The following is a 17,207-nucleotide window of genomic DNA, read 5'->3' as shown; positions in this document are numbered from 1 at the left end:
ATTTGTCACGCCTAATACATCTCGACCGCCTGTGCCAGCGGCAAGGGCGACGCGGCCATCGGCAAAATCGCGTTTGAAGTTCCCGGGTGCCGGTGTCATGAAGGGGTTCCAGCCCGCCGCTCCCAGTCTGCCAAGCGGACTGCGCGAGCGAAGATGGCGGTATTTTGTGGTGGTTAGGTCACCCACGGAGCCTTTTCATGTCCTCTGCCTACGATCACGCCGGTCGATCGGCGCCTTCCACTCCGAACGATCTTGAGGCCTTCTGGATGCCCTTCACGGCCAACCGGTCGTTCAAGGCCAAGCCGCGCCTGGTCGTGACATCGAAGGATATCCACTACATCGCCAATGACGGCAGCAAGATCATCGACGGATCCTCGGGCCTGTGGTGCTGCAATGCCGGCCACAATCGCGATGCGATCGTCGACGCCATCCAGAAGCAGGCGGCCGAACTCGATTACGCGCCGAGCTTCCAGTTCGGCCACCCCAAGGCCTTCACCCTGGCTGCCCGTCTCGCGGCGCTCGCTCCTGGCGATCTCGACCATGTGTTCTTCGCCAATTCCGGCTCCGAGGCGGTCGATACGGCTCTGAAGATCGCGCTTGCTTATTGGAACGTGCAGGGCAAAGGGTCGAAGTCGCGCCTCATCGGCCGCGAGCGCGGCTACCACGGCGTCGGCTTCGGTGGTACCGCGGTCGGCGGCATGGTCGCCAACCGTAAGCTCTACGGCAATTTGCTCGCGGGCGTTGATCACCTCCGTCACACCTACAACCGCGACGAGCAGGCCTTCTCCCGTGGCGAGCCGGAATGGGGCGCTGATCTCGCCGATGATCTGGAGCGCCTGGTCGGGCTTCACGACGCCTCGACGATCGCCGCCGTCATCGTGGAGCCTATGGCCGGATCGACCGGGGCGCTGCCACCGCCGAAGGGCTACCTCAAGCGCCTGCGTGAGATCTGCGACAAGCACGGCATCCTCCTGATCTTCGACGAGGTCATCACCGGCTTTGGCCGCCTGGGTGCGAGCTTCGCGGCCGAGCGTTTCGGGGTCGTCCCGGACATCATGACCTTCGCGAAGGGCGTGACCTCCGGCACGGTGCCGATGGGTGGCTGCTTTGTGCGCAGGGGCATCTACGAGGCCTTCATGCAGGGCGGTCCCGCGCATGCCGTGGAGCTGACGCATGGCTATACCTACTCTGCCCATCCGCTGGCCTGTGCGGCGGCCCTCGCCACGCTCGATATCTATCGCGACGAAGGCCTGTTCGAGCGGGCCCGGGCGCTCGAGCCCGTTTGGGCCGATGCCATCCACGCGCTGAAGGGCGAGCCCAATGTCGAGGATATTCGCTCGATCGGCCTCGTCGGCGCCATTGATCTCAAGCCGCGCGACGGCGCGCCGGGAACGCGTGGCTACGAGGCGCTCGATCGTGCTTTCCACGAGCATGGCCTGATGTTCCGCACGGCGGGCGATACCATTGCCCTGTCGCCGCCGCTGATCATCAGCGAAAGCCAGATCGGCGAAATCGCCGACAAGCTCAAGGCGGTCATCCGCGCCGTCGCGTGAGTGTGAACGGGGCGTCCCTGCGCAGGGACGCCTCGCGTCTTGCCCCCTGTCTTGCCCCCTGCGCGGCGCCCTTGTTCGGTCCGAATTTCGTCACGTCTTTCCGGTATTAAAACCCGCGATTCGGCGGGGTTTACCCGCGCGTGAGACAAGGGAACAAGCGCGATGAACGAGCAGGAGAAGGAAGTTATCGGCGGCATCTTCGATCGCCTCCGTCAGGCCGACAACCAGCCGCGCGATCCCGAGGCGGAAGCCTTCATTCGCGAACGTGTCGCCGCGCAGCCTGCCGCCCCCTATATCCTGGCCCAGGTCGTGCACGTGCAGGAACAGGCGCTGGCCAATCTCAACCAGCGTGTCGCCGCGCTCGAGGCTGAGCTCGCGGAAGCGCGCAATGCACCTCAAGCCCAGCAAGCGGGCGGCTTTCTCTCCGGATTGTTCGGCGGCGGCGCCTCCAGCGCTCCGACACATCCAAGCGCTCCGCCTGCGGCGCCGGAACCCGCGGCCGGATCTCGTCCCACGGGGGTGGATGCCCAGGGCGCGCAGCCGGCGTCAGGCCCATGGGGCGGCGCGAATGCACCGGGCTTCGGCGCTGGCGGCAATGGGCCGTGGGGGCAACGTGGCGGCGGCGGCTTCCTGTCCTCAGCCTTGACAACCGCGGCTGGTGTCGCCGGTGGCCTCGTTGCCGGCAATCTGCTCGCCAGTGCCTTCGGTTTGGGATCCCATGGCCAGGCGCAGGCGCAGACCCCGAGCCAGCCGGCGGCCGACACCGCTTCGGCCACGCCAGCCAACGACACCGCCGACGATCGGGACCAGGCGGACGATCCGCGCATCGATGAAGCGAACTACGACGATTCCGATGACGACGACGGCGGCTACGATACCGGCAGCGATACGTCGGATTGGCTGTAGCCCAACCCCCAGCCCTCTCCCGCCGGGGGAGGGCGACAATCTGGGCCTCGGTTGGCGTGAAGCAAGCCCAATGACGTGGTCTAACTCACGACCACGCGCGTGCCGATCCCGACCCGGTTGTAGAGATCGATGACGTCATTGTTCATCATGCGGATGCAGCCGGACGAGACGGCCTGGCCGATCGTGTGCGGCTCGTTGGTGCCGTGGATCCGGAACAGCGTGTTGCCGAGATAGAGCGCCCGGGCGCCGAGCGGATTGTTGGGACCGCCTTCCATGTACTGCGGCAGGTCGGGGCGGCGCTTGCGCATCTCCGCCGGCGGACGCCACGACGGCCATTCGCGCTTCATGCTGACAGTTTCGCGGCCTTTCCAGGTAAATCCCTGGCGGCCAACGCCGATGCCGTAACGGATGGCCCGGCCGCCGGGCTGCACGAGGTAAAGATACCGGGCGCGGGTATCGACGATGACGGTGCCTGCCGCTTCTTGGCCGTCATAGTCGACCTCCTGACGCTGGAGGCGGCCTGCGATCTCGGCCTGCGGCGCGTAGCTGCGGCGCGCGTTGACGTTATCAGGCGGCACATTCGCAGTGCGCATGCGCCGACCATAGCCGCCGCCTGTTTGCGGGTTATTGTAATAATCCCGTGGGGGCCGCCTATCCAGGGCTTCCGCCAGCGGGTCGCGCTGGACGGGCAGGCTCTCCTCGCCATAGGCTGCACGGCGCGCTCGCGATCGCGGGCCAACGGGCGGCGCAGGCTGATAATAGTACTCCGGTGCCTGGGTTACGCTCTGTCGCCCGCCTGTCGCCAGGAACTCCAGGAAGCCGCCGCCGAGATTGCCGCGGGACGCGGGATAGCCCGCCTGCTGGGCGAAGGCGAGCGATGGCGCAATGAGGCCTAACGTCAGCGCGACGGCTGATAGAGATAGGGAATGGCGCATCGGCTGCCCTCGTTACAAATATCCGCACGGGCGAGGATAGGGCGCTGGGTGGTGAATCCAGACTTACCGAAATACCGGCCCTTGCGCTGTCACGGCGGTGAAAATGCGGACAAGGTTAGGATAGTCTTGCGCAACCGCCCGCGTGCGGCAGGGACCATCAGGATCGCTGTCCCTTGAGCCGTTGCAGGACAGCGCCGCGGAGGCCCGCCACGTCGAGCCCGAGGACAAGGGCAGCGTAGATCGCGCCGCCGAGGACGGGGCCGAGGATCAGGGCGAGAAGCGCGCTGTCGAAGGCGCGCAGCAGCCAGACGGCCGCAGCCATGAGTGCGGTCGCGCCGAGGATCACCAGAAGATCCTTCAGCGGCGGCCGTCCTGCCATCAGCGGCAACGCGAGCATGAAGGTCAGGGCGAGCGCGGCCAGCATGCCGCCCATCTGCGCCAGGGCGAAGCCGACCGGGCCGAATGTGGCCGGCAGGATGGTCATCAACCCGAGATTGACGGCGAGGCCGAAGGCCGCCGCGACGATGACCGGGGTGGTGCGCTTCCGGATCTGGAAGACCGGGTTCAGCGCGAACTGCAGCAGCGAGAAGGAGAGGAGCGCGGGGATGAGCACGAACGAATAGGTGGCGAAGGGTCCGCGGAAGTCGGACGGCACGAATACCGCCTGAAAAGGCGGCAACAGCACGAAATAGCCGGCGGCAAGCGGTGCGAGAAAGGCGAGGATGACAACGAGATTGCGTGACACCTGCTGGCTCGCGGCCTCCCGGCCATGGGTCTCGTCCGTGCGGACGGCGAGCTGAAACAACAGGATGTCGACCGCCGAGCCGGCGACCGCGAAGATGCGGATGCCGAGGTCGGCTGCTAGCGAGAAATAGCCGGCTTCCGCGAAACCGTAGTGTGAGGCGACCGCGCCGCGATTGAGGATGGTCATGAGTTGGAAGATGGCATTGGCGCCGACGAGCGGCAGGCCGTACGCGAGGAATGTGCGCGCCAGCGCGGGCCGGGCCGCCCCTAGGGTGAGCCCGGGATCCGCGAGAGCGATGCGGCCGACGACGATGGCGATCAGCGACCCGGCGGCAAAGCCGAAGGCAACGACTGCGGCGTTCTCGAACAGCATGGCGCTGCCGACCATGAGGATGAACAGCGCGACGTTCTTGACGATGACGAGATGCGCATAGCCGCGTTCCAGAAACCGGGCGCGGGCAAGCGCCGTATGGAAATCGAAGATGCCGATGGCGATGCACATCGCCGCCGTGGCGGCAATCAGGCCCGGGCTGAAACCGGTGTCCACGCCGGAGAGGATGACAAGGCCCGCGCCGAGGCAGACGGCCAGCGCCATGATGCCGAAGGTCGCTTCCAGGGTCGCGCGAACCGCCGGTTCCTCCCGCCGCGTTCGCTCGGAGTAGAAGCGCGTGGCGGAAAGGCGCAGCCAGTCCAGACAGACCGTGTTGACGACGGTCGCGATCGCCGCGGCAATGGCATAGCGCCCGAACTCGGCCGGGCCGAGGAATTTGGCGACGAGGAGCCCCAGAAGAAAATTGAGGATGGAATTGACGGCGAAGGTCAGGATGATCGTCATGCCGTCTTGTCTCGAACCTCAACCGGGGCGCCCGTCTGAAGGGCGCTGGACCGCGCCTCGTGAATGGCGGAAGAGGGCGCGTATGTGATGAATGCCATCCAAACGCGCGCCGTTTCCTCCTGGTTGGTCAGGCTGGCGTCGCGCTCACCGGCCGTCCCGTCGGCACCGGGCTGAAAAGTCCGTCCTCCTGACGTTCCATGAGGATCCTCCGGTCATGCAGGGCGTTCAATGTGGAGCGGTGGCCTATCGACACCACGGTCGTATTCGGCAGTTTGTCGGCGATGACCTTGTAGACTGTTTGCTCCAGCTTTTCGTCGAGCGCTGCGGTGGCCTCGTCCAAGAGCAGCCAGTCAGGCCGGGCAAGAAGCGCACGGGCTATGGCGATGCGCTGCTGCTCGCCGCCTGACAACCGCTGCTGCCAGGGATGCGCCTCGTCGAGACGCGGAATGAGATGCGACAGCTCAACCGCAGTGAGCGCATCGCGGATGGCCGCGTCATCATAAGCTCCTTCCTGCGCGGGGTAGGTGACGGCCTCGCGCAGGGTGCCGAGCGGAATATAGGGCTGCTGCGGCAGGAGCATGAGGCTTTTGCCGGCCGGTACCGTCAGCGTGCCTTCCGCATAGGGCCAGATGCCGGCGATCGCCCGGAAGAGCGTGGATTTGCCCGAGCCCGACGGGCCGGCGATCAGCGTATCGTGTCCAGCCTCAAGCGCCAGATGCGGCACGGTGAGGATGGTCTCGCCGGTGGGCGTCGCAAGGGTCGCGTCATCGACATTGATCTCGCCGGTCGCGGCTTCATGGCGGTTGAGCATATGGGTGTCGGCGCCAACGGCCGCGGCCCGCTGCATCGTCTCGTCGAAGCCGGTGAGACGATCGACGATCGCCTTGTAGGTGGCCACCGTGGAATAGGCATCGACGAAGAAGGAGAGGGCGTCCTGCACCTGGCCGAATGCCTGGTTGGTCTGCATGAGATCGCCGAAGGTCACGCGGCCGGAGAAGTAATTATGGGCAGTCAGGAGGAAGGGGAAGACCACGGCGGCCTGCCCATAGCCCGATGTGAAGGCGGTGAGGATCTTCTGTACCCCCACGAGCTTCAGGAAGTTCTGGACCACGAAGCTGAACATCCGGCCGAGCCGGCTGCGCTCGGCCTGGTCGCCCTCCATCAGGGCGATCTGCTCGCCGTATTCGCGCACGCGCGCCATGCCGAAGCGGAAGTCGGCCTCGTAACGCTGCTGCATGAAGTTGAGATGGATCAGTTTCCGGCCGAAATAATGCGCGCCGATCGTGCCGGCCACCGAATAGATCAACGCCACCCAGAACAGGAAGCCGGGGATCGTGATGTCCGTGAAGGGCAAGGTCATCTTGGAGGAGAGATTCCACAGGATGAAGGCGAAGGAAAACAGGCTGACGACCGACGTCAGGAGCCCGAGGAACAGCGTCAGCGTCGTGGTGACGAACTGGTCGATGTCCTCCTGAATGCGCTGGTCCGGGTTGTCCGCCTTCTGCCCCAGGAACCGCATGCGGTAATGCGCGTGATGGCTCATCCAGCGATCGAGATAGATGTCGGTCATCACGCGCCGCCAGCGGATGACGAGATAGGAGCGCACGACATAGGCGATGACGGCCCGCGTGATCCAGACCGTCGCAAGGATGCAGAACAGCCCCAGCAGGCTCCAGAACGTTCCCTCGTCCTTGGCTTGCAGGGCGTTGTAGAAATTATTGTTCCAATAGGACAAGACGACGTTCAGCGCGACGCCGCCTAAGGCCAGCACGACGACGGTCGTGAGCATGAACAGGCCGATCCAGCGCTCCTGCGCGCGGAAGGTGCCGAAGGGCCAGACCCTGATCTCGCCGATATTGCGGGAGTTGAAATAGGGCTTCGTCAGGTGCCAGATGGCGATAAGGAAGTTTTTCAATCCGTCGATCATGCCTGTGCCGGCCATGCATCAGAACGCATGGCCGATATCCCCGTGTTTGGCGCGGCTGCGCGATGCCGAACTTAGAACTGCCCAAATCGCGCCAACGGTCATGCCTGTTGCCATGCCGGTGTCGCAACCCGACCCACGCCATAGCTAGCGCGAAGATCGGGAAGCGACAATGTGCGACGGCGCTGTTCTCGCTCTGGTTACGGGCGCTTTACGGATTTTTCATGCAAAGGGCCGGCCAAGGGGCCGTCTGTGAGGGGGCGGGCGCCAGGACGCGCTGATCGAGGCGGTCGGTGATGGCCCGCTCGCATGGCCGCCTGGCTGCATCAAGAGGGCCAGGCTGGCACTGCGCTGTCTTCTGTGCGTCGGGCTGTCGATCGTCCGGGCGCCCGATATGTCACTTCGTGAATCAGAAGCCGATTGCCTGATGGTCCGGTTCGGCAATGTGGCCGATGAGTATGCTCTGGCCGCCGAATATGCTCGGGCTGTCGAATATGTGCTGGCCGAAGTGGCTTTCCCTCATAGGAGTTGGGGCGCTGGGCGTGGGCGGCGTCCCGACCTCTTCGGAGTCCACGCTGCGTTTCGAGACGCTATGCGCCGGCTCGGAGCCATGGTGCGCGTGGCTCTCGATGAATTTATCGACATTCTTGTGAATCTTCGTGTCAATCTTCGTGGCGAAATTGTCAATTTTTCTGCCGAGTTTTTCAAATAAACGCAATGACTATCTCCTTCTTCAGTAAGGTGGAGATAGTATCATCTAGGAATGAACGCATCGCGGCTTCCGCACGGAAAGTGTCACTATTTGTATATTGGAATTATTTCCGGTTCATTGTGTGCATACGGATGCCTTGTACGATGGTTGTAGCGGTTTGGGGAGTTGGTCGCGATGGTCATGCCCGCAGGTGCGACCATAAAAAAAGCGCGGCCGGAGCCGCGCTTTCTGAATGTTTCTCGTCCGGATCGGACAGGTTTCCCTGTCCGGCCACCGGATGATGAGAGGTGCAGGACTTAGAAGTCCATGCCGCCCATGCCGCCGCCGCCCATCGGAGGCATCGGGGCCTCCTTCTTCGGCAGCTCGGCGACCATTGCCTCGGTGGTGATCAGCAGGCCGGCGACCGAAGCCGCGTCCTGGATCGCCGTGCGCACGACCTTGGTCGGGTCGATGATGCCGGCCTTGACCAGATCGCCGTACTCGCCGGTCTGGGCGTTGTAGCCGTAGGCGTAGTCCTTCGCTTCCAGAAGCTTGCCGATCACGACCGCGCCGTCATCGCCGGCGTTGTCGACGATCTGCTTGGCCGGGGCGGCGATCGCCTTGCGGACGATCTCGACACCGGTCTTCTGGTCGTCGTTCTGGGTCTTGATCGCCTTGACCGAGGAGAGCGCGCGCAGCAGCGCGACGCCACCGCCGGGGAGAATGCCTTCTTCCACCGCAGCGCGGGTGGCGTTCAGGGCATCGTCAACGCGATCCTTCTTCTCCTTGACCTCGACCTCGGTCGCGCCGCCGACGCGGATGACCGCGACGCCGCCGCCGAGCTTGGCCAGACGCTCCTGGAGCTTCTCACGGTCATAGTCGGACGTCGTCTCGGCGATCTGCGCCTTGATCTGGCCGATGCGGGCCTCGATGTCCTTCTTCTTGCCGGTCCCGTCGATGATCGTGGTGTTTTCCTTCTCGATGCGGATGCGCTTGGCGCGGCCGAGCATCTGAAGGGTCACGTTCTCGAGCTTGATGCCGAGGTCTTCGGAGATGACCTGGCCGGCGGTGAGGACGGCGATGTCCTCGAGCATGGCCTTGCGGCGGTCGCCGAAGCCCGGAGCCTTGACGGCCGCGACCTTCAGGCCGCCACGCAGCTTGTTGACGACGAGCGTGGCAAGGGCCTCGCCCTCGACGTCCTCGGCGATGATGACGAGCGGCTTGCCGGACTGCACGACGGCTTCGAGAACCGGCAGCATGGCCTGCAGCGACGAGAGCTTCTTCTCATGGATGAGGATATAGGGGTCCTCGAGCTCGGCGATCATCTTTTCCGCATTGGTGATGAAATACGGAGAGAGATAGCCGCGGTCGAACTGCATGCCCTCGACGACGTCGAGTTCGGTCTCAGCCGTCTTGGCTTCCTCGACGGTGATGACACCCTCATTGCCGACCTTCTGCATCGCGGTCGAGATCATCTTGCCGACCGACGCGTCGCCGTTGGCCGAGATCGTGCCGACCTGGGCGATCTCGTCGTTGGACGTGACCTTCTTGGAGTTCTTCTTGAGGTCGGTGACGATCGCCTCGACGGCGAGGTCGATACCGCGCTTCAGATCCATCGGGTTCATGCCCGCGGCGACGGCCTTGGCGCCCTCGCGGACGATGGCAGCGGCGAGCACGGTCGCGGTGGTGGTGCCGTCACCGGCGGCGTCGTTCTGCTTCGAGGCCACTTCGCGCACCATCTGGGCGCCCATGTTCTCAAACTTGTCGGCGAGCTCGATTTCCTTGGCGACGGTCACGCCGTCCTTGGTGATGCGGGGGGCACCGAACGACTTCTCGATCACGACATTGCGGCCCTTGGGGCCGAGCGTGACCTTGACGGCGTTGGAGAGCACTTCGACGCCGCGCAGCATCCTGTCGCGTGCATCGGTACCGAATTTGACGTCCTTGGCAGCCATGAGACTACTCCTGATTGAATTTTATGAAAGGGTGATCGTCCGGCTGCTCAGCCGACAACGCCCATGATGTCGGATTCCTTCATGATCAGGAGATCCTGGCCATCGATCTTGACTTCGGTGCCGCTCCACTTGCCGAAGAGGACGCGATCGCCCTTCTTGACATCAAGCGCAACCAGCTTGCCGGCTTCGTCGCGGGCGCCCGGGCCGACGGCGACGATTTCGCCTTCTTGCGGCTTTTCCTTCGCGGTGTCCGGAATGATGATGCCGCCCTTGGTCTTCTCCTCACCATCGAGACGGCGAACGACCACGCGGTCGTGCAGGGGACGGAAAGCCATGAATCTATTCCTCTCGGCAGACCCACTACTGATGCGGGCTGAGATTGTTGAGTTTGTTAGCACTCATGGGAGGCGAGTGCCAACGCGCTACCGACATAAGCACGCCCCTCGCGGGTGTCAAGAAGCACGAACACCGTCAGATGCGCGAAAATCGAGGGGAACGCAGGGGAGGTGACGACAAGGTTTTGCGAACGCGGGATAATCGACCAGCTCTGCTGGGCGAGCGCGTTCCGGCGCAATCGCCGCGGCCCGTCGCGCACGCATAAGATCAACCCAGGTTACTGAATTTTCTCATCAATTTTTTAAGTGGGGCAAATCCGCCAAAGACAAGCTTGCTCTGTCCCGTCACGCGTCACCCGGACACTGTTCCATGCCATCCGATCGAAGGCACAAGGAGGCGGGCGGGAATGGCTGGACGCCCACTATTCAGAGACGTGACCGGCGGAAGGGCAAGGCCTCAGAGCGACCGATCGGCCTTCACCACGCCTGCCTGCCCCTGCAGCACGAGCTGCCCGCCGACGATGTCCCAGCGCTGGGCGGTCCGCAAGGCGATGAAGAACGCCCGTTCAGTCGCCTCGATGTCCTTGCCGCACGAACGCTTCGTGAGGGCGAAGGGCCCAACGGCGAAGGTCTGGCCGCGCAGGGGATAGGCGGTGGCCGAGAATGTGTTGCAACCACCGAAACCGCGCATGCGCAGGGTCTGGTCGACCGTGAAGGAAGGACGCTGGGCACCGCGCGGCAGGGGCTTGTCGTTCAGGCTGACGGCCACCCAGGATGCACCAAGGGGAAATTGCTTCTCGCGTCGGGGCTGCTGCTTCTGCTGCGCCTCCTGGGGGGGCGTTCCACCGCGGGAGCTACCCTGTTGGGCATGGGCCGGCACAACGGAGACAAGGCAGAGGGCTAGCAAGGCGTAACGAAATTTCATGGGTTCTTCCAACCGATCTCTGCGGACCTTAGAGCATGATACCGCGAAGGGAAAGGCGGTTTCCGGAGGCCTGAAACCCTATCCCATTGGAAATGATCACTTTCGTAGTTTCGGCATGGCATGGGGCACCGTCCGCCGGCCGCACGCCACTGGTGAAACTCCTGGTTGTCACGCCTCACCTTCCCTCTTGCCTTGTTAACCCTATCCAGCACCCTTCGCCAGAGGGAAATCACCCGCGTCGCAATGCCAAAGGGCGCAGGTCGCGATCAATGCAACGCCTCCGTGGCGAAGGCATGGCATGCGTCGGCGATGCGCGGAAACAAGTCCGTGAGCGCGGTATCCTCAGCCGATGCGCGCGAACAGGCGGTCGGACAGGGCGTTGGCGGCCCGGAAAACCGCGTCCACGCGCTGCACGGTGACGGGATCAGCGCCATTGGCGGACAGGAGATCGACGACGGCGAAGACATTCTTGGCCGGCGCATGGATCGTCAGGAGCCCCCGCTCGTCCGGTCCGCCGAAGGGCAGGCGGCAGCCGAGGCGCCCCTCGATCTCGACCCGCAGCGCCTCGTCGAAGTCCGGCAGCAACGCCCGCAGTTGTCGCGACGTCCGGGCCTCTTCCTCGGCGGCAATGCGCGACAGAATGGTCCGCGCAGCAGCTTGCGCCTCCGGGCCCCATTCGGCCGTCACCGAAGCGACCAGGTTCGCCTCCGACCGCAGGATGACGCCATCGTCCACGATCTTCAGCGCATTGGCGGCCAGCGTCGTCCCCGTCGTGGTGATATCGACGATGAGTTCGGCCGTGCCCGACGCCGGCGCGCCCTCGGTGGCGCCGAAGCTCTCCACGATGCGGTAGTCGGCGATGCCATGCGCGGCGAAGAAGCGCCGGGTCAGGTTGATGTATTTGGTGGCGACCCTGAGGCGCCGGCCGTGGCGGTGGCGCAGGTCTGCCGCCACGTCGTCAAGGTCGGCCATGCTGCGCACGTCGATCCAGGCCTGCGGCACGGCGACGACCACATTGGCCTGGCCGAAGCCGAGCGGGGTGAGCAGTTCCACCACGGAATCGGCGTCCGCGATTTCCTCGCGGATGAGATCCTCGCCCGTGACGCCGAGATGGGCCGTGCCGGCCGCGAGCTGCGTCACGATCTCGGCCGCCGACAGGAAGACCACCTCCGCGTTCGGCACACCGGAAATCAAGGCGCGGTAGTTGCGCGCCCCGCGCGGCTGCACGAAGTCGAGGCCCGCCTGGGCGAAGAACCGCGCGGTATTCTCCTGCAGCCGGCCCTTGGAGGGTACGGCCAGAACGAGCGGCGCCGTCATGGCCGGTCTCCCGCGCTGGTGGATCGAGATGCATCGCCGTTGAGGCGATCGAGCCAGATGGCGAAGCCGACGGCAGGGATCGGCGCGCGGGCTCCGAGATGGCTGAGCAAGCCGTCATAACGACCGCCGCCGACGATGGGCTTCGTCTCCGGTCGGCTCGGGTCATGTGCCTCGAAGATGAGGCCGGTGTAGTAATCCAGGTTCCGGGCGAAGTCGGCGGCGAAGACGAAGCTGCCGACATCGAGGCCGCGCGCCGCCATGAAGCCGGTACGCGCCTCGCACTGGTCGAGCGTGGCATCGAGATTAAGGCCGGCATCACGGGTGAGGGAGCGGATCTCGCCGATCGCCGTGTCGGGATCGCCGGAAATGGCGAGGTAGCGCGTCAGGATGTCACGGATCCCATCGTCGATGCGGGCGTGGCGGCTCGAGGCGCGCGCCAGGAAGCGCTCGGCGATCTCGCCTGCAGAACGCCCGCCGACGCTGGTCACGCCGGCGATCGCCATCACGTCCTCGACGAAGGCGCGGGCGGCCTGCGGGTCCTGTCCCTCGATGGCCGCGAGGAGGCCCGCATGGTCCTGGCCGTTGCGGCCGTTGATGTCGCCGCCGTCGAGCACGCCGTCGAGCCGGCCCTGGACGACGGCGCGCAGCACGCGTCGGCGCACCGGCGGTGCGAGATCGAGCTTGTCGAGGAGCGCCGTCAAAAGTCCGACGTCACCCATGCGGATGACAGGTTGGGTGATGCCGAGAGAAGCCAGCGCCTCAAGGGCGAGCGCCACGATTTCCGCATCGGCGGCTTCCTGATCGCCACGGCCGAAGGATTCGACGCCGGCCTGCGGGAACTCGCCCGAGGTGCCCGCGCGCAGCCGGAAGACAGGGCCGAGATAGCTGAAGGCAGCCTGCTGCCCCGCCTCAGCCGAGGCGAGATAATCCCGGCTGACGGGGATCGTGTAGTCCGGGCGCAGGCAGAGCTCGCGACCCGTGGCATCCTGGGTGACGAACATATGCCGGCGGATATCTTCGCCCGAGAGATCGAGGAAGACATCGACCGGCTGCAACACAGCCGGCTCGACCCGGCTGTAGCCGGCCCGTGCGAACAGCGCACCAAGCGCATTCGCCTGATCGAGTTCAAGCATGACGAAACCCATTCACCTTACATTGCAGGCGTCTTTAGCAAGCGCGCCTGTCATGCGCGACCCAATTCTGCCGGAAGGGTGAATGGCGACTGGCGCGCGACGCGAAAAGGCTCATCCACACGTCAGCCGTGGCGGGCGAGCACCTTCGTCACGGCTGCCACGACTTCGCCCTCCGGCACGGCGAACTGCGCCTCGGCCTGGCGGGCGAGGTAGTCCTCGCGGTCCTTGCCGGCGCCGTCCTTTCCGAGACCTGCCAGCTCGGCGCCGAGCACGAGATCCTTGATCGTCACCTCGCCCTTGGCGCGTTCATCCGAACCCTGGATGACCACGCACTGGCTGCCGCGCCGATCGGCATATTTCATCTGCGCCTTCATGCCCGACGAGCCGAGATAGAGCTCGGCGCGGATGCCGGCCTGGCGCAGGGTCGCCACCAGCGTCTGATAGTGGCCGATCTCGGAACGGTCCATCACCAGGACGACCACGGGGCCGCGGCTCGTCGCCGCCGATACCAGCGGGCTGCCCACGGCCTTGAGCGCGGCGAGAAGCCGCGACACGCCGATGGCGATGCCGGTCGCGGGCACGGGCTCGCCGCGGAAGCGTGAGACGAGGCCGTCATAGCGCCCACCGCCAGCCACCGAGCCGAAGCGCACCGTCTGGCCCTCGTCGTTCTGGACGGTGAAGGTCAGATCCGCCTCATAGACGGGACCGGTGTAGTATTCGAGACCGCGTACGACGGAGGGATCGATGACGATCCGCCCGTCGTCATAGCCGGCGGCGGTGATCAGGCTGGCAATCTCGCGCAATTCGGCGACGCCCTCGGCGCCACGGTCGCTGCCGGCCACGACGGCATCGAGATTGGCTGTGGTGGCAAGGGCGTTGTCGCCGCCCGCCGCCGTGAAGGCGAGGACGCGCTCGATCGCGTCCGGAGCAAGGCCTGCCCCTTTGGTGAAATCGCCGGAGGGATCCATGCGGCCTTTGCCGAGGAGATCACGCACACCGTCCGGTCCGACCTTGTCGAGCTTGTCGATGGCGCGCAGCACGATCAGGCGGCGGCTGGCGTTGTCGTCGCCGCCGAGGCCGATGGCTTCCAGCACCCCGTCGAGCACCTTGCGGTTGTTGACCTTGATGACATAGTCGCCGCGGCTGATGCCGACGCGCTCCAGTGTATCGGCCGCCATCATGCAGATCTCGGCATCGGCCGCGACCGAGGCCGCGCCGACGGTGTCGGCATCGAACTGCATGAACTGGCGGAAGCGGCCGGGGCCGGGCTTCTCGTTGCGGAACACCCAGCCGCCGCGATAGCTGCGGTAGGGCTTCGGCAGGGCGTCGAAATTCTCCGCGACATAGCGGGCGAGCGGCGCTGTCAGGTCATAGCGCAGCGAGAGCCACTGCTCGTCATCGTCCTGGAAGGAGAACACGCCTTCATTCGGGCGGTCCTGGTCGGGCAGGAACTTGCCGAGCGCATCCGTGAATTCGATGAAGGGCGTTTCCACCGCCTCGAAGCCGTAGAGCTCATAGGTCTCGCGGATTTTGGCGAGCATATGCTCGGTCGCCGCCACATCGGCAGGGCCGCGGTCACTGAGGCCGCGCGGCAGGCGTGCGAGGAGCTTCTGAGCTTTGGCTTGGTCTGACATGGAATGGCGCCGTCATAAAATCGGATACGCGATTGGCCGCGTTGCCCAGCGTCCTAGCGCAGGCAGGCCCCGCTGTCATCCCCGCAGCGTCAGGATGAGGTGTTGGCTTTCAGCCACGCGAGGAGGGCGTCATACCTGAAAGCCTTGGCCTCATAGAGGCCGATGATGAAGGCGTAGGTGTCGTCAGAGCTTGCGGTGAGCTTGAGGCCGTTGAGCAGAAGGAAGACGTGCATGACTGCGAAAGCAGCTCGCTTGTTCCCATCGATGAAGGGATGGTTCTGCGCCATGCTTTCCCAAAGAGCCGCCGCTTCCTCCACAAGATCGGATTAATAGCCGTGCAACGGTCGCGCCAACGCCGCTTCGAGCACTCCCTTGTCGCGAATTCCCGGTGCACCCCCAAACTGTTCCAATTGCCGGTCGTGTAGATCGATCGCAAGCTCCAGCGATATGTAGCGTGTCATTTCGCGAGGCGTTCGTAGAGCGTGCCATACTGCTTCACACTCTGTTCATAGGCCTCAACCACGCTTTCACGCGAGGCCATCTTTGGTGAGCGCGCGAATGATGATGCCAACTCTTCGACGGCTTTCTCCAGGAGATCCCCGACTTGGCGGTCGTCGCCGACTGATGCACGCAGCTCATCGAGCAGGTCGGCATCGACCTCGATCGTGATGGTCGCGCGGCGGGTGATACTCATGATCTTCTCCTGTCAGGAGCCATCATAGCACAACGCGTTGCATCCCAATAAGTGGCCGTGGCCGTTCATGGATTCCCGCCTCGATCCCGCGCGCCTGACCCGTGATGACACCGGGAGGCCAGTCCAGAGATCAACCCAGATCAAGCTTCATGCCGACATGGCTCGCGACGAAGCCGAGGCACTCATAGAACCGGCGGGCGTCGGTGCGCACAGCGTTGCTGGTGAGTTGCACGAAGCGGCAGCCCTTGGCGCGGCAGGCGTTGATCGCATAGGCGATGAGTTCGCAGCCCAACCCCTTGTTGCGGTGGCTCTCGGCAATGCGCACGCCCTCGATCTGGCCCCGCGTCGATCCGCGATAACTCAGCCCGGGAATGAAGGTGAGCTGGCAGCAGCCGACCACGCGGCCTTCGTCCTCCATGACGATCAGGCGGTTGTTGGGATCACGCGTGATGGCCTCGAAGGCGGCGAGATAGCCGGCGGGAACGGCGTCGTCCGGCAGGATCTCGCGGGCCTTGCCGAGCTGGTCGTCCGCCAGCAGTTGAATGATCGTCCGGAGATCGTCGGTTGTCGCGTCACGAATGGATGTCATCGGGCACCCGAGAGGAACGGAATGACGGCGTCGAGCACGGCCTCGGGCGCTTCTTCCGCGACGAAATGGCCCGCCTCCACGGCCGTCCCCGTCATATCGGGCGCAAATGTCCTGTGCCATGCGGTCAGCGCCGGCCCCGCCCCGCCGGAGAGATAGCTTTCGCCGCAGACGAGAAAACTCGGGCAGGCGATCGTCTTTCCGGCGTCAAGATCCGCCTCGTCCTGTTCGCGGTCGGCGCCCGCGCCGGCGCGATAGTCCTCGCAGAAGGCATGGATGCGGTTCGGCTCGTTGCTGGCGGCGCGATAATGGGCCAGTGCACGCGGATCGAAGGCGGAGAGGTCGCCGCTGCCCGACCAGGCCGCAAGCAGGCCATCGAAATAGCGCTGCGGGTTTTTCAGGATCTCGGTCTCCGGGCGAGGCGCGGGCTCTGCCAGAAAGCGCCAGTGCGGCGCGACGCTCGCGTCCCTGGCGATGCGCTGCCATTGCACCATGGTCGGGACGATATCGAGAAGGGCGAGCGCAGTCAGGCGCCCGGGATCATCGAGCGCCAGCCGATAGCCCACCCTCGCCCCGCGATCATGGCCCATCAGCGCGAACCGCGCATGGCCCAGCGCGCTCATCACGGCAACGACATCCTCCCCCATGGCGCGTTTGGAATAAGCCGCGTGGGCCGGGTCGCTGTCAGGCGCCGTCGACCAGCCGTAGCCGCGCAGATCCATGGCGACGACGGTGAAATGTTCGGCGAGCCGTGGCGCCACGCGATGCCAGCAGACATGGGTCTGCGGGAAGCCATGCAGCAGCATGAGCGGCGGGCCGGAGCCACCGCTCCGGGCGAAGATGCGGCCCATCTCCACGTCGATCCAGTGGGATTGGAAGCCGGGAAAGAGATCAGCGAGATCGGCCATGGGGGGGTCCTTGAAATGCCTCACGTCGAAATTCATGCAACTCCGTCCCGGTTCCCGCAAGGTCGGATCGACTTTGACAGATAACGCGCGGTCATCCCGGGCCCTCGCTTACGCTCATCCCGGGATGAGCGT

The 17,207-nt window shown here is 64.9% G+C and carries 16 protein-coding genes; 2 read left to right on the top strand and 14 right to left on the bottom strand.

The features are described from left to right. The first annotated feature begins 197 nt into the window (after window positions 1–197). Window positions 198–1,553, top strand: a complete 1,356-nt coding sequence (gene aptA / locus C7450_RS20425) for an omega-aminotransferase AptA (RefSeq protein WP_110376280.1) — start codon at window positions 198–200, stop codon at window positions 1,551–1,553. A 162-nt stretch (window positions 1,554–1,715) separates the two neighbouring features. Further along, window positions 1,716–2,459 (top strand): DUF2076 domain-containing protein, encoded by a 744-nt coding sequence (locus C7450_RS20420; RefSeq protein WP_110376279.1) that lies wholly within the window; start codon window positions 1,716–1,718, stop codon window positions 2,457–2,459. Window positions 2,460–2,539: 80 nt separating this feature from the next. Here the strand turns inward: C7450_RS20420 and C7450_RS20415 are convergent, their stop codons facing one another. From C7450_RS20415 to C7450_RS20350, 14 genes are all read right to left on the bottom strand, one after another. Beyond that, window positions 2,540–3,394: a L,D-transpeptidase gene (locus C7450_RS20415; RefSeq protein WP_110376278.1), complete on the bottom strand. Its 855-nt coding sequence runs from the start codon at window positions 3,392–3,394 to the stop codon at window positions 2,540–2,542. 157 nt (window positions 3,395–3,551) lie between these two features. Next, window positions 3,552–4,973, bottom strand: coding sequence for a lipopolysaccharide biosynthesis protein (locus C7450_RS20410; protein ID WP_110376277.1), 1,422 nt, complete (start codon window positions 4,971–4,973; stop codon window positions 3,552–3,554). A 127-nt stretch (window positions 4,974–5,100) separates the two neighbouring features. Beyond that, window positions 5,101–6,888: an ABC transporter ATP-binding protein/permease gene (locus C7450_RS20405; protein WP_245449982.1), complete on the bottom strand. Its 1,788-nt coding sequence runs from the start codon at window positions 6,886–6,888 to the stop codon at window positions 5,101–5,103. 418 nt (window positions 6,889–7,306) lie between these two features. Further along, the gene (locus tag C7450_RS33625; RefSeq protein ID WP_146227420.1) at window positions 7,307–7,615 is read right to left on the bottom strand and encodes a hypothetical protein; all 309 of its coding nucleotides are present in this window, start codon (window positions 7,613–7,615) and stop codon (window positions 7,307–7,309) included. A gap of 290 nt (window positions 7,616–7,905) precedes the next feature. Next, window positions 7,906–9,543 (bottom strand): chaperonin GroEL, encoded by a 1,638-nt coding sequence (groL, locus tag C7450_RS20400; RefSeq protein WP_110376276.1) that lies wholly within the window; start codon window positions 9,541–9,543, stop codon window positions 7,906–7,908. A gap of 47 nt (window positions 9,544–9,590) precedes the next feature. Further along, the gene (groES, locus tag C7450_RS20395; RefSeq protein ID WP_110376275.1) at window positions 9,591–9,878 is read right to left on the bottom strand and encodes a co-chaperone GroES; all 288 of its coding nucleotides are present in this window, start codon (window positions 9,876–9,878) and stop codon (window positions 9,591–9,593) included. 457 nt (window positions 9,879–10,335) lie between these two features. Then, a complete protein-coding gene (locus tag C7450_RS20385; RefSeq protein ID WP_110376273.1) occupies window positions 10,336–10,803 on the bottom strand; it encodes an META domain-containing protein in 468 nt (155 codons plus the stop codon). Between the two features lie 342 nt (window positions 10,804–11,145). Beyond that, complete coding sequence (gene hisG, locus C7450_RS20380) at window positions 11,146–12,120, bottom strand: ATP phosphoribosyltransferase (protein ID WP_110376272.1); 975 nt, start codon at window positions 12,118–12,120, stop codon at window positions 11,146–11,148. After that, window positions 12,117–13,265, bottom strand: a complete 1,149-nt coding sequence (locus C7450_RS20375) for an ATP phosphoribosyltransferase regulatory subunit (RefSeq protein ID WP_110376271.1) — start codon at window positions 13,263–13,265, stop codon at window positions 12,117–12,119. The genes hisG and C7450_RS20375 overlap by 4 nt, the downstream gene beginning before the upstream one ends. Before the next feature lie 110 nt (window positions 13,266–13,375). Then, window positions 13,376–14,887: a histidine--tRNA ligase gene (hisS, locus tag C7450_RS20370; RefSeq protein ID WP_110376270.1), complete on the bottom strand. Its 1,512-nt coding sequence runs from the start codon at window positions 14,885–14,887 to the stop codon at window positions 13,376–13,378. Window positions 14,888–14,976: 89 nt separating this feature from the next. Further along, window positions 14,977–15,204, bottom strand: a complete 228-nt coding sequence (locus C7450_RS34675) for a type II toxin-antitoxin system death-on-curing family toxin (RefSeq protein WP_281064278.1) — start codon at window positions 15,202–15,204, stop codon at window positions 14,977–14,979. Window positions 15,205–15,344: 140 nt separating this feature from the next. Continuing rightward, window positions 15,345–15,581 (bottom strand): hypothetical protein, encoded by a 237-nt coding sequence (locus C7450_RS20360; protein ID WP_110376269.1) that lies wholly within the window; start codon window positions 15,579–15,581, stop codon window positions 15,345–15,347. A gap of 130 nt (window positions 15,582–15,711) precedes the next feature. Then, window positions 15,712–16,170, bottom strand: coding sequence for a GNAT family N-acetyltransferase (locus C7450_RS20355; protein ID WP_110376268.1), 459 nt, complete (start codon window positions 16,168–16,170; stop codon window positions 15,712–15,714). Next, a complete protein-coding gene (locus C7450_RS20350) occupies window positions 16,167–17,075 on the bottom strand; it encodes an alpha/beta fold hydrolase (RefSeq protein WP_110376386.1) in 909 nt (302 codons plus the stop codon). Before C7450_RS20350 ends, C7450_RS20355 begins: the two co-directional genes overlap by 4 nt. Window positions 17,076–17,207: the final 132 nt, after the last annotated feature.

It is taken from the genome of Chelatococcus asaccharovorans (assembly GCF_003201475.1).
Taxonomy (GTDB): domain Bacteria; phylum Pseudomonadota; class Alphaproteobacteria; order Rhizobiales; family Beijerinckiaceae; genus Chelatococcus; species Chelatococcus asaccharovorans.
The sequence above is the reverse complement of the archived record's forward strand: the minus strand, read 5'-3'. Positions and strand labels throughout refer to the sequence as shown.